General features: G+C 44.2%; 15 protein-coding genes and 2 pseudogenes. All 17 read right to left on the reverse strand.

The genetic code is table 11. The features are described from left to right. Positions 1-369: 369 nt before the first annotated feature. The 17 genes and pseudogenes from ACGG9R_RS09360 to ACGG9R_RS09440 all read right to left on the reverse strand — a co-directional run bounded on the left by ACGG9R_RS09360 (position 370) and on the right by ACGG9R_RS09440 (position 14853). Entirely contained in the window at positions 370-1104 is a 735-nt protein-coding gene (locus tag ACGG9R_RS09360; RefSeq protein ID WP_390154326.1) for a hypothetical protein, read from the reverse strand. Positions 1105-1121: 17 nt separating this feature from the next. After that, positions 1122-2555 carry an ATP/GTP-binding protein gene (locus tag ACGG9R_RS09365; RefSeq protein ID WP_390154329.1) on the reverse strand — a complete coding sequence of 478 codons (1434 nt, stop codon included), beginning with the start codon at positions 2553-2555 and terminating at the stop codon, positions 1122-1124. A 544-nt stretch (positions 2556-3099) separates the two neighbouring features. After that, positions 3100-3927 carry a hypothetical protein gene (locus ACGG9R_RS09370; RefSeq protein WP_390154332.1) on the reverse strand — a complete coding sequence of 276 codons (828 nt, stop codon included), beginning with the start codon at positions 3925-3927 and terminating at the stop codon, positions 3100-3102. Between the two features lie 50 nt (positions 3928-3977). Continuing rightward, positions 3978-4265: a hypothetical protein gene (locus ACGG9R_RS09375; RefSeq protein WP_390154335.1), complete on the reverse strand. Its 288-nt coding sequence runs from the start codon at positions 4263-4265 to the stop codon at positions 3978-3980. Positions 4266-4485: 220 nt separating this feature from the next. After that, a pseudogene (locus tag ACGG9R_RS09380) lies at positions 4486-5708 on the reverse strand (nucleotide sugar dehydrogenase). An 88-nt stretch (positions 5709-5796) separates the two neighbouring features. Continuing rightward, the gene (locus tag ACGG9R_RS09385) at positions 5797-7209 is read right to left on the reverse strand and encodes a hypothetical protein (RefSeq protein WP_390154338.1); all 1413 of its coding nucleotides are present in this window, start codon (positions 7207-7209) and stop codon (positions 5797-5799) included. Between the two features lie 76 nt (positions 7210-7285). Beyond that, complete coding sequence (tnpA, locus tag ACGG9R_RS09390; protein ID WP_045172396.1) at positions 7286-7699, reverse strand: IS200/IS605 family transposase; 414 nt, start codon at positions 7697-7699, stop codon at positions 7286-7288. Positions 7700-7974: 275 nt separating this feature from the next. After that, the gene (locus ACGG9R_RS09395; RefSeq protein ID WP_390154341.1) at positions 7975-8376 is read right to left on the reverse strand and encodes an acyltransferase family protein; all 402 of its coding nucleotides are present in this window, start codon (positions 8374-8376) and stop codon (positions 7975-7977) included. Between the two features lie 40 nt (positions 8377-8416). After that, positions 8417-8906: pseudogene (locus tag ACGG9R_RS09400) on the reverse strand (UPF0236 family transposase-like protein); the annotation flags it as partial. After that, positions 8861-8995 carry a hypothetical protein gene (locus ACGG9R_RS09405; protein ID WP_390154344.1) on the reverse strand — a complete coding sequence of 45 codons (135 nt, stop codon included), beginning with the start codon at positions 8993-8995 and terminating at the stop codon, positions 8861-8863. The pseudogene ACGG9R_RS09400 and the gene ACGG9R_RS09405, both read right to left, overlap by 46 nt. Further along, positions 8992-9297: a hypothetical protein gene (locus tag ACGG9R_RS09410; RefSeq protein ID WP_390154347.1), complete on the reverse strand. Its 306-nt coding sequence runs from the start codon at positions 9295-9297 to the stop codon at positions 8992-8994. The genes ACGG9R_RS09405 and ACGG9R_RS09410 overlap by 4 nt, the downstream gene beginning before the upstream one ends. A 583-nt stretch (positions 9298-9880) precedes the next feature. Then, a complete protein-coding gene (locus ACGG9R_RS09415) occupies positions 9881-10996 on the reverse strand; it encodes an RNA-directed DNA polymerase (protein WP_390154349.1) in 1116 nt (371 codons plus the stop codon). A gap of 195 nt (positions 10997-11191) precedes the next feature. Then, positions 11192-11743 carry an SIS domain-containing protein gene (locus ACGG9R_RS09420; protein ID WP_390154352.1) on the reverse strand — a complete coding sequence of 184 codons (552 nt, stop codon included), beginning with the start codon at positions 11741-11743 and terminating at the stop codon, positions 11192-11194. A gap of 19 nt (positions 11744-11762) precedes the next feature. Next, on the reverse strand, positions 11763-11945 hold the full coding sequence (locus ACGG9R_RS09425) for a hypothetical protein (protein ID WP_390154355.1): 183 nt from the start codon (positions 11943-11945) through the stop codon (positions 11763-11765). Positions 11946-12008: 63 nt separating this feature from the next. After that, positions 12009-12551: a hypothetical protein gene (locus ACGG9R_RS09430; RefSeq protein ID WP_390154358.1), complete on the reverse strand. Its 543-nt coding sequence runs from the start codon at positions 12549-12551 to the stop codon at positions 12009-12011. 478 nt (positions 12552-13029) lie between these two features. After that, on the reverse strand, positions 13030-13410 hold the full coding sequence (locus tag ACGG9R_RS09435) for an endonuclease domain-containing protein (protein ID WP_390154361.1): 381 nt from the start codon (positions 13408-13410) through the stop codon (positions 13030-13032). 510 nt (positions 13411-13920) lie between these two features. Beyond that, on the reverse strand, positions 13921-14853 hold the full coding sequence (locus ACGG9R_RS09440) for an NAD-dependent epimerase/dehydratase family protein (RefSeq protein ID WP_390154363.1): 933 nt from the start codon (positions 14851-14853) through the stop codon (positions 13921-13923). Positions 14854-15220: the final 367 nt, after the last annotated feature.

Raw genomic sequence — 15220 nt, forward strand, 5'->3', positions numbered from 1 at the left:
TTTTGAAATTTTAGGCACGCTTCACGACTCCACAACAGCTCTTCCTCCGGTGTAATAACTATTCATCAGGTGGAGGCGGCAGGTAGCAGAGCCCGAGCGATCCCCCCAATAACTCTCATCGCCATTGTACCGATAGATCCCCCCCTAAATCATACTCTGAGAAACTTGGGCCTCCCCACCAATTCGGCGAAAGCCCCCCAAGGGAAAACATCTGATCAAGTAGGCCACCTTTCTCCCCCCATTTTCTCTCCAAAATCTGAGTCAAATGCTCGAAGGGCATGCTGCAAGAGTTCTTGCTTCCACTTGCGCACTATACTGGAGGACAGATGAAAGTCAGCGCAGATGGCGCGCCCTGACTTATTCTCACCCTCAAGGAAACGCTGGTCTGCATCTGTGAGAGCATTGTAAAATGCCATCCTGTCTAGCTCTATCAAAAAAGATATTAAAATTGCTGCAGCGCTTCAAGGAGTTATCCGCAGTTTCTATAAAATTCCAACTTTCTTGATAGTCCGCCCCGCCCAAGGCTATGTGAGGAGAATCAAAAAAACGTACAAGGCTTTGCGGATCCCCCATGAGCTCCTCTACCTTTTCATCCGCCCACTTTACTTTTTCCTCTCGGGAAGCATTTGGCTGGTCGTAGAAGACATGTTCCAAATTCATTGACATATAATATATCTCATAGGGAACCGAGCGGTAGACTTTGGAAAGAGTTCTGAGTTTATTCACCTTTGCCTGCTTTAATTGATTTCTTCGAATCATATCATCCGTATTTCTCGTCCAGATGCCTTGCTCAGAATCATAAAAAATACGACGATCCGCCCCCAAAAGCGTCGAACTCAAGCTCATATCCAAAATCTGCGAGTCAGGGATGAAAGCTGCGTCTGAATCGATGATATGCACCACTTTATAGAAGTCTTTCGCCTGAAAGTGCTGCCTTCCTGCAAAACATCTCACCCGATTTCCTACTTCCTTTGCAATAGCCGAAGAAGCGATCCGGTAGTCTGCTGTCACATCCCCATCCATGATTTCAAATTGGATGTTATTCTTGCTGATGAGTCGCGTCATCGCCATAGCCAGAGATGTCTTATCCGTAATCCCTTCCACCAGAAAAAGCAGTACCTTTAGTCTTGCTGGCATACACCCTCCTTGCTGACGGGTCGAGCCATCCGTTTCAACGCATACTCAATGGCGATATTATTTGTCCTCTCGTACAAAGGCTCCAGCGTCCCGCCTAATTGAATATCTCCATAATAAACAGAGCGGAGATTATTATTGGGCTTAATATTTTTCAAGCGAACATAGCGATTTTTCGGATTCACCGTCGTGAAAATGATAGATTCCTTCGACAGCGTCTCCAGCGGACGCAGATTGTGCGAGGTAAAAATCAGCTGCCCCTTCCCGGAACTCTCAAAAATAGCCAGAAGCTCTCCCAAGAGATACTCGAAAATCCCCGCATCCAGTTCATCTACCACAAGAGTGATAGAGAAATCCGCATACGCAGCAATAAGCATACTCAGTATCGCCACGATTTTCTTGATTCCCTCGGATTCATACCGGAGCGGCACCTTGCTTTTACTGCGAATAGACATCGCTTCCAGTGCCAAACCTTCTTTCCCATCCGGCAGTACCTGCTCCCCCATATCTTTTAACTCCAGCTGCAGATGAGGTATCATCTCGCCCAATACCGGATTCATCATCGCGATCACTTTTTTTAGCGGCTCATACAGCTCTTTCGGCATGACCGTTGGCCTATCCAGTAAGAATAAAACCACGCCAGCGTCCAGCCTGTGCTGCATCTTATTTTCTACACGGAAATACAACGGGATTCCCGCATTCATATTGATCGGCCCCCAGCCGCGCGTATCGATCACATACAAATATTTCTGCCCATACGTCCGAAGCGCCCGGCAGACACTCCCAAGCTCCCCGCCTTCATCAACGAACAAGGAGAATGCATCATGAGAGAACAGAAAAGAAGTACACTGCTTCCGAGCCAGACTTTTCGCGACCAGCAGATCAATCAGTTTCTCCTTCTTATCCCCTGTCATTTTCTTTATCAGACTTTGTGGAGAAAAAAGGACTTCTACATCCTGATCCTGCACGATCAGCGTATGCTTTCTCCCCCATCTTCCCCCATCAAAAGAAGAAATCTTCAATTCTTCCCGGCTGACATACACCCCCAGCCTTTTTTCATTTCCGCCCCTATGGTCTTCGTCAAATTTCTCTTTACGAAGCGTCACCTTGTACTCAACATAGTACATTCTCCCATCACAACGCAACTGAAAAGCCGCCATCATCCCAGCTTCCATTTTCCCCTCCGTGATATAGGGCAACGCTTCATACTGCAGAGACTCTCCCTGTAAAATCATCTTCAAAAGCTTCATGGCGTGGACAAATGTCGTTTTCCCTGAACCATTCTGCCCATAAATTCCCAACACATCCGCTTTGCAGTCTGACATCCACTTCCCTTCTTTAGAAGAAAGCGTGATCGTCCCGTATTCGACATTCTGCAAGTTTATAATGTCTACCCTTTTCAACCTGATCCATTCGGTCATTTCCCTTGCACCTCCTTCGAATAGATTACTACCTTAACGCATTCCGGTCAACAAAATAGTAACAAAATGTTACCGTTTTGTTGATTTCATTCATCGAATGACCGTTTCATCAAAGAAGTGCTTATTTGTCGAAAGCACCACTTGAAAGGAACCACACGCCAATGTGAACTGCCAGATGAATGAGCATCTGACCATTCTTTCTCTTTAGGCTTACCCGCTTTCATCTCAGAATCTGAGTCAAATGCGCAAAAACGCATGCTACAGGAATTCTTGAATCCACTTACGCACCACGCGAGCTGCCATAAAGTCGGCACAGATGGTATTCTCCTCCTTGTCCTTGGATAATGGTCAGAATCATCTTGGTTTTGAACTCTGCGTCGTACTTTTTCTTAGGCTTGATAGTGATTTGATCTAAGAAAACACGGATTATGCCACAAGAACGCACTTATAATTCATGGAGCTGGTTTGAATCTATGGGGCCATTATATATTCATTATCATTTACAACTACAAATGCAATTTCTGTAATCAAATCAATATCAATCCTACTCTTCATTTTCCTGCTTTTCTTGCTCTATCTTCAAAGAATCAACATAATTAAACTTTAATGTATTATAGTAAGTGCCGCCGCTCCAGCCAAAAGTATAACACGTTAGAATATTAGGTCTCTCACTGTACATATTTTTATACCAAAATGTTACATTGGTATCTTTAAACTCAACCATCACTTTACATATCTTTTCCGGTGGAATAGTGCTTCTAAGTACCAATTCACAGTAGTCCTTATCCTTGTAAAACCTCTTCCATTCATCTACCTTAATTTTAAACGTTCTATCTTCCCAATCGATATCTTTGCAGTTGCATTGAACAGTTATCGTCAAATCAACATTCATTTTCATTAAAGCAGGAACATAAAAATTGACATACGATTGAATTCCATATTTTTCCACATCATCCAATGCCCCTATGCAATACTTTGTCATTCGCGGCTGTGGATCCCCAGCAAGTCTTTCAGAATTTTCGTGAATCTCCATAAATGAAGCCACGGAAAAAGACCGCATGGACAAAATATCCAACTTCTCACCGATTGATGGCAATTGGCTTTTTAATTCTGCATTTTCTAAAAAACATGGATGAAATATACTTGGCGGTTGAGGATATTGTATTCGATTACGTTCTATAAATATGCTTTTCAAGAATTCCCTTCGTTTATGTGTAATTTTATCAAAAAGAGAATCTCCAATACGTGTCCTGTTTACTTTAATTCCAATACCCACTAAAAAGAAAACTATTAATCCCCATAACCATATAGAAACCACTTGCCACAAGGCTAATAGTGGAACAACTAACGTAAAAAATATGAAAGTCGTCATCAAAAAAAATTGTATGGACGCACTGATAAATTCAACATGGTTTACCAACTTCACATATTGGCTTTTAAATGCTCTCCTTCCTCAAAGTTTTGTTTATAAGATTTCACCACATTCATTAAATGTAGTCGTCTCATCATGAATTCATCTAAAGTAATAACATTTTGACTTGCAATTGATACCATTTCATTTAGTCGCTGACATAACATAGATTCCCTATTATCTATTTTCTGTATAGGAAAAACAGACATCAATGCCAACATCGCGCCAAGAATCGCAGCAGCACCTATAACAAAAGCAGCCAGTGCATACAAGAAATTGAATATATCAAAATTCCCCATATTGGATTCTCTCCCTATTTATATCATAAAATATTTATGATAAGTCTTGATGTTAGTAAACAATATCGTAAGCAACTATCTAGATAAAATTCTACTTCTATAAAAATTATACCATAATAACAAAAGTCCGGAATATAATGGCCGCTACTACAGCCTCCCGGACTTTTAACTCATATCAATTTTTTCTTACGCTACCAGCAACTATCCACCGTTAACCAACTCAATCTCGCTCAAACAGATCTCTGGTATACACCTTCCCTCTCACATCATCCAGCGAGTGATCATAGCGATTTGCAATGATGCCATGGCTCTGCGCTTTGAACCTTGCCAGGTCATTCACCACAAGACTGCCAAAGAACGTCGTACCATCCTCTAGCGTCGGTTCATAGATGATGACCTGCGCGCCCTTCGCCCTGATGCGTTTCATGACGCCTTGGATGCTGCTCTGGCGGAAATTATCCGAATTCGACTTCATCGTCAGGCGATACACGCCAATCGTCATCGACTCTTCCTGACTCGGATCATACTCACTGTTGTCATGGTAGTAGCCAGCAATTTCCAGCACCTTATCGGCGATATAGTCCTTTCTCGTCCGATTCGACTTCACGATCGCTTCGATCAGATTTTCCGGCACGTTCTCATAATTCGCCAGAAGCTGCTTTGTATCTTTTGGCAGGCAATAACCACCATAACCAAAGGAAGGATTATTGTAGAATTCCCTGATTCTGGGATCCAGGCAGACACCATTGATAATTTCTTCTGTCTGAAGTCCTTTCATTTCTGCATAGGTATCCAGTTCATTGAAATAGGAAACCCGCATGGCCAGATAGGTATTGGCAAAGAGTTTCACCGCTTCCGCTTCCGTGAATCCCATGAAGCGGGTAGGAATGTTTTCTTTGATGGCTCCTTCCTGAAGAAGAGAAGCAAAGTCATGAGCTTCCTTCACCAGCCTTTCGTCCTTCAAATCCGTACCCACGATGATGCGGCTGGGATACAGGTTATCGTAGAGAGCCTTGCTTTCGCGGAGAAACTCCGGACTGAAGATGATACTCTTCTTTCACGGATGGCTTTCGTATAGCCTACCGGAATGGTAGACTTAATCACCATGATAGCATGGGGATTGTACTTCATTATCAGCTTAATCACTGCTTCTACGGAAGAAGTATCAAAGACATTCTTCTGGGAATCATAGTTGGTAGGTGTCGCGATGATGACGAAATCGGCATCCCTGTAAGCAGCTTCTGCATCCAGCGTGGCAGTCAGATCCAAATCCTTCTCTGCCAGATACTTTTCAATATAATCATCCTAGATGGGAGACTTACGATGGTTTACCATGTCTACCTTTTCAGGGATAATATCCACCGCTGTCACATGATTGTGCTGTGACAAAAGGGTGGCTAAAGAAAGACCTACATAGCCGGTACCGGCAACTGCAATATTCATTTTTATTCTCCTTTTCTGTTAAACTTTTTACTTTTAATTTGATATTTGGATTATATTAAGATTGTAGATACAAAATTACTTTCCTGAATTAAAAGCAGAAGAAAAAAGGAAAGAACGCTAGGCTCAGCCTTGCATATACTGGAATCTCATATGCCTGATTCACAGGAATATAAAGATCCGGATAAATGTAATCCCCATTTTCTGCGCTTACCTTTTTCTCTAACTCTTCAAGATTATCTAAACGTTTTTTCAAAGTCACCATTTCTGACGAATAATAAGAATAATCTTGATTTGGAGTTGGATTTTCTAATTTAAAATTCGTACTAGGATCCCCTTTTATTCCTATAGTATCTCCCGGTTTCACACCAAGCTTATCCTCATTCTCTAGTAAGCCAATTTCACCTTGACAAATCTTATAGATACTCTTCGCTATATCTAAATATGATTTACAAGTATTTAATGAATTTACATCGGTGTTAAATACGGAAAAATCACCCCCAGTATCAGTATATCCTAAATCATAATAAATATAGCCCAGCCTATAGAGGACTGACAAAAGTTCATACTTATACTGATTAGCTTCATCATCATGGATGGATTGACTTATATAATGGCACAAATAACTAAGCAATAAATAGTTCCTGTCCTTATCCAATTCTTCTATTTTCACTTCATCTACCGCATCAATAAAAAGATTCGACTTTCGAACAGACTGCCCCATTTCAACCCCAAACGGTAATAATGCAATCCCAACCATTATAATCATTGCCAAAGCGAAATTCCTGACAGAATTTTTTAAGGCAAGTGCCAGATATACTGCTCTTCCCCAGCCTAAGACACATCCAATCCAAATAGCCAAAGATAAAAATGCTCCAATTAGCACCATTAAATAATCCTGCAGCGCCATTTTCCCCAAAATCCGCACTACATCTAATAACTCGGTATTTTGTAATGAGGCTTTGGCATTTCCAAAAAAGATATTAAGTACTAACAGTCCTCTGGAACTGAAAAAAGTAAAAACAAGATTAATTATATTAGCTAATATTATATAGGGTAAATAAAATACACTAGCATATTGGACACAACCAAGAATCCTTAAAAAATATGACTCTTCGCTCTTTTTCTGAAGTTTCCACGTCAGGATCAAAGAGAAGATGATTGTTCCTAAAAATAAAGACAGAAAGCTATAGATAGGCCAATACAAATGGTTTTCAATATCATGTTTGAAAACCACATTTGCAATATCGCTACCACCGACATTGTAGGAAAACAATTCCAAAAGAAGCAAATTGATAAGCCAAAACAAAGAAGGTGTAAGGCATCTATCATTTTGGACTCCATTAGGATAAATGGCCTGTGGAGTTTTCCACATCATTATAACAGTATAACAATATCGGTAGATACATAGACTGATATAATCAAATAATTTTTCTAGAAAGTTAGCAACCCCCATTTCAAATGGGGGTTTATTTGGAACCCCTCCGGGGTTTTGTACTGACACCTGCCTATGGCAGGTCTAGCAAATCGTCTTTGTACTTACAGCCGCCTATGGCGGCTCTTTCGCTTATTCGTCTTACTTACTTCTCGAACTTATCGCTTTCTTCTTGCTCTGAAATGTAACGCTTGATAACTTCTTCGTTGATATTCCCGACGGTTTCTACATAATAGCCTCGTGCCCAGAGATGCCGTTCTCCCCATCTGGCTTTTATCTCGGGATGCCGGTCGTATATCATTAACGCACTTTTCCCTTTGATATAGGCTACTACGTCTGATATATTCAACTTCGGCGGTATCCCGAGATACAGATGCACATGATCCACGCATGCAGCTCCCTTGATCAGTTCCACTTTCTTCATCTCGCACAATTTTCGGATGATTTCAACCAAATCTTTCCTCATTTGCCCGTAGAATACTTTCTTGCGATATTTTGGGATGAATACGATATGATATGTGCAATTCCATTTGGTATGAGCTATACTATTGTTGTCCATTTGGACTCCTCCTTTGTTAGCTAAAGTGGTTTGCTAGACCCTCTTTATTCTAACACTGGAGGATTTTTTATACTCTAGGCAAAGCTACGGCTCCACCGGGTCCCCCATCTCAGATGGGGGCTTAATATACGAATACAGTTACCAGGATCTGGCTTTTTGAACTGATTTATCGACATCCTTAGCCTCCCTGTTTCGTAATGCCCACACATATCGTAAAATATTCATCCAAAATGGCATTTGATAGTACAATGTACTTTATAATTCAGAACAATCAATTAATTTCCCGTCAAATATCTGAGAACCTTCACTCCCAAAACGACTTCTGAAAGAGCAAGAGTAATAATCATGGTTCCTATAAAATTAATAACTCCATGTGCAATCGGTGGAACAGCACCATTCAGCCAGGTAATAAAGAAATAAATGACCTGCTGGTGCAGCAAATAAACGATCATGGTTCTGTGAGACAAATATTTGAAAATCGGCATCCGTCCACATTTACAGCGGCTGGACCACTGAACCAGTATGGAAAAAGCACTGAATGCGCCGAATAAATTAAGTAAAAATCTGAAAGCAAAATCCCCTGCCTTATATATGCCGGTCATCTGCCCATGGATAATGAACAAAAAGGAAAACAGGAGAAGATCTACGTAAGTGTCAAGTTTTCCTCGGTAATTCATTTGACTGTCGATAATTACTATCTCCGTGGCTTTGGTTTAATCAGTATTTCTGTATAGCTCTGGCAAGTCTTCCCATGGGGGAAGAAGAAGCTCCATAAACGCCTATACGCCCTTCCGGGCATTCTGGCCTATAGTTTCTCATTCTGCGCTCTGCCTGCACCACGGCTTTGTGCATGGCTCTATCCATCTTTTTGTAGCTCTTCCCATTAGCATGGTATAAGAGGGCTTGCGTAAGCGTCTTATTCTTCCGGGCGGTCAGTACCCAGACCATGTACTCCTCCTTCGCTGGACCAGCTCCGCCCTTGCCGTTTCATGCGATAGCTGTAGAACCGGTGATTCGTTTCTGCAGTACCCAAGTGGATTTCTGTATGGATGCCGCGCTGGCTCAGGCTTGGGATATACGGAGCATTTCTTTCCAGATAGCTCTGCTGTTTGTCTACCTCCTCCTAATCCGCCTCTGTTCGGGCGCAGCTCCAGCCAGTCCTTATCCGAACACGTGCAGTTTGCCGTCGATGTAAGCCTCGACTAACAGCAAGATTCCCTCCGGCATCTTTTCGCCATAGCAGTCGATCAGCTTGATGCCGTTATCGTAGTAGGGGTTGTGGCAGGCGGAGATCATGATGCCACAGTCGAGTCGTCCACGCGGGCGATGTAGGCCACAGACAGCGTAGTGGTAACGTGCAGCAGGTAGGCATCTGCGCCGAAGGCGGTCAGGCCTGCGACCAGGCTGTACTCGAACATACAAGAGCTGCGGCGGGTGTCCTTGCCAACAACGATGCGTGCAGGCTCGTTGTTGCCGTTGCGCTCACGCAAAGCGTTATAGTAGCAGCCCAGCAAACGACCAACCTTGTAGGCGTGGTCAGCGGTCAGAGTTATTCCAGCCTCACCACGGAAGTCATCAGTCCCAAAATACTTTCCCATTATAGTTTTTCCTCATCCAAAGATTGAAGTGACGAATATATGCTTTAGCCGAGAGAGAATCTCGTTGCCTGCCATCCGCCACGTAGAGACAACATATCTGGATGGCGTAGCCATGTTTTGAGTATGGCCAAGTTTTCATATCAACTCAAATGTATGTTCCTCAAAATCAGTTGGACTTTTGCTCTTAATTTCCTCCTTAATATCTGAATTCACTTTTCAAAAATGATACTCCTTGATTTTTCATAGCAGCCCAATCTCCAACTAAATTTCGTTGGTCTAAGGCCTCATATATGAATAACCAGTTCCTATCCATGTCAGTTTGCGCTAGACTCTTAGCATCATTCTGTAGGCAAATAATGCTGGAAGAATCCCCATTCTTCTTAAAGTAAAGAAAAGACAATGATTTATAAACGCAATCATTTGTTGCTGCCACTTTAAACGATTCGATGCACTTTACTTCCATATCATACTTCAGTGCAAAATAGATAGCATAGCTACATTCTTCATAGTTTTGCTTTTCTAATCCGTCCTCATAAGCCAAATCAATAAACTTTTGAATCTCATCTTTTGGAGCACCAAAGGCTTAAAAAACATACTCATCCATTATGGATAGCAAATACGGATATAGTATACAAAGATGCATACTCATCTTCCAACTATATCCCTTTGCATTGTCCGTAAGGTTCTGTTTTGATAAAACCTTGATTGCGTAATTTAGTACCGAAGCATTTCCACCGCTTATTTTCATAAGTTCAATTGCTAAATCGAAGTAGGCTCTTGCCTGTTTATAGTCCACCTTCCCATATGAGGTTAGTAAACTGAATCCATTTAGCTTCCTAACCCAGTCCTCAAGCACCGTATCTGGAAGTTCCTCTATTTTCGTCTTTTTGTTATTCAATTGTAAGTCAAATTCTTCTAACGCAACACCAAGGTCTACTATAAAGGAATTCGCCCGATCTCTTGTTTCCACATAGCAGGTGTAATCATCAATATTGCGAACGAATTTCCAACCTTTATCGTATAATTTTTGATCCACTACTGTGAGTATCATTTCAGATATAAGGTTTGACGCATGAGGTCCAATTAAAAGTCCATGTGTCTCGCCATATTTTACGCATTGACACCTTTTATCAATTTTGTTAAACCACTTGGATTTGCTTCGATTCTGCTTCGCGACTGCTTTTCCCACCAATGCCCACGGAATTGAATGCGTATAAATACTAGGAAAAAAAGTTGAAATATCTGCTTTTACAACAAATCGCTTCCCAATCAACAGGTCGTCCTTCGGTGAACCAGCATTTCTCCAGTCATCGTAATTCATTTCAAAGAGTTCATCTTTATTCTTTCTCTTTTGAATATGAATTCTACTGATAACGTGTGTTTGCGAGTCTGTATAGGTGTGAAAATGCGATTGGATATCACTCCAATTGCTTTTTAGCACAGAACACATTTTTTCATATGCCATTGGTACAGGAATTCCTAATTGTCTGGGTACATTAATGTTGCGGAGTGTCTTATAACGGACATAGTCATGATCACTATTGGAAAATGTCGGATGATTTTTTTCACAGTAATCAAAAAAAGAAGTGCTGCTGAATACAGGTGGAATCTTGTTCGAGAACAGCCCAAACGCTAGTAAACCTTTATATAAGTCATCCGCTGAAATCTCATCCATAAAATCCGCATATTTTTTCCCCATATGTAGGCTCCTTATGCTTTACATCACAATGTCATATCGTTCTAGCCAGAGAATATTTTTCATTTGCTCCGTTGCCTGCCATTCTCCACGTAGATGCAGCATTTTTAAACGGCGGAGTCACGCCTTCGCATGGTTATTTTTTGACCAAAGGGCTTTCCGTTCGCCCTTTGGTATCCTTCGGCTCCCCTTTTTCACTTATTCAAAGAACTTATCTTCCAGCATCAGGCATAGGCAATGATAGATGGGCAAATGTAGCTCCTGAATCATGTAAGTCTCCGTCTGCGGGGCTTTGATGCACACATCGCTCATATCCTTCAGTTTGCTATCCTTTGCCCCCGTCAGTCCAATGACCTTCATTCCCTTAGCGTGTGCGGTTGTCGCCGCAAACAGCCCATTTTTGCTATTGCCGCTGGTGGAAATGCCAAGGAATACATCCCCGGATTTACCGTATCCATTGACCTGCTGTGCAAAGCAAAGCAGCGGTTCGCAGTCATTCATATAAGCTGTGGACAGGGCAGGATGCCCATCCAATGCAATTGCGGGAAGCGCCCCCTGCAGGTTTTCTGCTAGGACAGCTCCGAGTTCCTGATTCTCGGAAATCAGCTTTTCTGCGAAATCTGTTTCAGGCTTACGGGGTAGCTTAAAGCCCTTCATCAGCTCACCAACGATATGCTCCGCATCTGCTGCAGAACCACCATTGCCAGCCACAAGAAGCTTTCCACCGTTCTTATAGGACTCCTCCAGCAAAAGGTATGCGGCAACAATATCATTCTTCGCAGATTCTGTCGATGACGCGCTTCCCGAAGAGGTACTCAGGTGATGGGGAGTATCGACAGACGCGCAGGATTTGCAGGTAAAAAAGGTGGATCTTCTCGGCGCTGCTCATGATGACGTCGCCGACGCGAGGCAGGACGAAGGAGTCGATGCCGCGGGCAACGCAGTATTTCACGATAATATTTCTCTCATGGCTGTGGATGCCACAGAGGAAGATGGACTCGGCGTCCTGAAGTGCTTAGTCCAAATTGCTAAGGCATTCTTCGGAGGCGAGGGTGCGGATGACTTCGAAATGGATATCCATACCGCAGCGCTTGATGAGAGGGTTCACCTCACGCCCTTCGCCCAAAATAATGACGGTCTTTTTCGGTGGAAATTTTCGGAAATACCAGTGGTGTGCGAAGGTGCACCAGCCAATAATGAGGGCAAACTGGACAAGGAAGGCGAGACCAAGAGGAATGGGATTAATGAGGTGACGATTGATAAGGACAGTGATGACGTACATCATCGCATCGGCAAAGAAGACTGCCAGGGTCTGGCTATAAACAAGGTCTGAGATGCGGCTGATGGAAACTCGGTATCCATGATAGAGGTGCGAGATGAAGTAGTAGCGGATCGCAAAGAGTGCCACCATGATCTCATTCCCCAGATTATAGAAAGGAGTAGATATCTCGTCTCCGTAGTAGGCGTACCAGCAGATCCCATATGTCATTGTCAGTAGTAGCAGGTCGATCGCATTCAGAATTTCGAGCTGCAGTTTATGGAATACATTTTGATCCATGGGGTTTTGATACGCTCCTTTATTTTGTAAAAATGGTGGCTGTTTTTGCTTTAATGGTTGTCGAGAGTTTGCGTTTTTTGTCTATGCGAAGGAGCTTCCCGCGGAGGACTGCCCTACATTGACTTTCTTTCCACTTCGTGGATCCATCCTCCGCCTTTGGCGCGCCCCTTCTCTAAGGGGCTACTCGCTTCGGTCTATCTCACTTTCGCTTTCGCACCGCTTCGAGGATCCATCCTTCGCCTTCGGCGCGCCCCTTCTCTAAGGGGCTACTCGCTTCGGTCTATCTCACTTTCGCTTTCGCACCGCTTCGAGGATCCATCCTCCGCCTTCGGCGCGCCCCTTCTCTAAGGGGCTACCCACTTCGGGACTAGCTCACTTTCCCTTTCACACCGCTTCGGGGATCCATCCTCCGCCTTTGACGCGCCCCTTCTCTAAGGGGCTACCCACTTCGGACTATCTCTCTTTCGCTTTCATTCGGCTACGACGGATTGGTTTCAAGCAATCGCAAACGTTCCCGAATGATATTTTCTATGTACTGCCCCACATTTTTGAGGTTGTGCTCGATGTCGAAGTTTGAGAAGCGGATGACGAGAATGTCGTATTTCTCTATGCGGCTGCTGCGCTTTTCGTCGTATTTCATACCTTCCAAAGAGCGATGCTGCGCGCCGTCGACTTCGATGACGAGCCGTGCTTTCCTGCAGAAGAAATCGACGATGTAGCTTTCTATGACGTATTGGCGGTAGATCTGCACAGGAAGGTGCTTCAGACAATAATTCCAGAGGAGCGTCTCCTGCGGCGTCATGTGGCCACGCAGTTCGCCAGCTCGCTCTTTCATGGCAGGGTTTTTATAGATGCGCATGAAGAAAAACCTCCTTGCATGACATTTTGGATTACGGGTAAACGTGTTCGCCCTTCTCCAAGGGCCTACTCAGTTAGCATGCTGGACGTTTTCTTGCCCTATGAGACAGTTCTTAAACGCGTTCCCCCTTGGAGAAGGGCGCGGCCAAAGGCCGGGATGGATGTGCCTCATAGAGGCACAAATCTGCACAGCAGATTCTTCTTTCTCTTTTTATGGCCTTCTCATAAGTCGCCCTACCGCTTCGAGGATCCATCCTGCGACTTTGGCGCGGCCCTTCTCCAAGGGCCTACTCAGTTAGCACGCTGGACGTTTTCTCACCATATGAGACAGTTCTTAAACGCGTTCCCCCTTGGAGAAGGGCGCGGCCAAAGGCCGGGATAGACGAAAGCGTCAGCTTTCGAATTTCTGCGTGGCGGGAGAAGAAAATTGTTGGAAAATCGGTATTCTGCAAATGGCGGTGATATGAGATGACGATTATCTCATATAGGCTTTCATACCGCCGACGACTTACTATTGGCCTTCTCTTTTCGCAAAGTCTTCGTAGGTGCGCCGGAGTCCTTCTTCGAGGGAGATCTTGGGCTCCCATTGGAGATTGCATTTCGCTTTGGCATTGTTCAAGGAGGAACGGTAGATGTCGCCCTCTCTGGGTTTATCGTAGGCGGGGACGATCTCTTTGCCGGAGACTTTGGAGAGGATGGCTACCAGTTCTTTCAGGCTGGTTTCCTCAGAAGTGCTGAGGTTGTAGGCGGTATTGGCCGCTTCGGTCGTGAGCGCATCAAGGATGCCGTCTGCGATATCACCGGCATAGACGAAGTCGCGGGTCTGATTTCCATCGCCGAAAATGGTGATGCCATTCCCCTCAGCCATGCGTTTCGCAAAGATGCTGATGACACCGCCTTCTCCACCGTCGCCTTGCCGTTCGCCGTAGACATTGGCAAAGCGGAGGATGACATAGTCTATGCCATAGGCGAGGCGGTAAAGCTCGAGATAATTCTCGGCTGTCTTTTTAGTGAGGCCGTAAAAGGAAAGCGGCTGCTGCGGCAGGGTCTCGGAAATCGGGAGCGCGCTATCGGCCACATCCCCATAGGTCGCTGCGGAGGAGGAGAAGATGATACGCTTGACGCCGTATTTCCGGCAGCACTCGAGGATACGGACCGTGCCGGCGATGTTCTCATGCATGTCGTGCTCGGGATCGGTCATGGAGTCGGAGACGAGGGTCTGCGCCGCGAGATGCACGACGGCATCGAAGTGTTCCTTTTTGAAAACGTCTTCGACGACTTTGTCATGGATGTCCATGACGATGAGATTCATATGCGGGAGCAGGTTCTCACGAAGGCCGGTGGAGAGATTGTCCAGCGCGATGGCTTCATGGCCTGCTGCTTCGAGTGTCCGCATCAAGTGGGAACCGATGAATCCGGCTCCGCCGGTAACAAGTATTTTCATGTATTATTTGCTCCTTTGGTATTTGAGATGTTAGACGTCAGATGTCAGACTGAGAGACTAAATGGCACTAGACGGGGAAGCTTCAGATACCTCATGTCTCCTGCTCTCTCAGTCTCCGCCATTTAGATCGCTTTTTACTGATACTCATTACTATTATAACACTCCACCCCCCTTGTCTGCCATTTGCAAGAACTCATTCTGTTACACGCAGTATAAACATTGGCTGCTCAGTAAGACTTGAAGACTTTAGACTACGCACCAACGTGTCCTCTCTCAGCCTGACCTCTGATTTCTCTATACAAAAAGCCTACTGAAGAAAACATCCTCAGTAGGCTCTTTTTTACTTTTCAATGATTGCCGGCGCATC

Origin of the sequence: Dialister sp. i34-0019-2H8, assembly GCF_042846925.1 — a bacterium.
Classification (GTDB): domain Bacteria; phylum Bacillota; class Negativicutes; order Veillonellales; family Dialisteraceae; genus Dialister.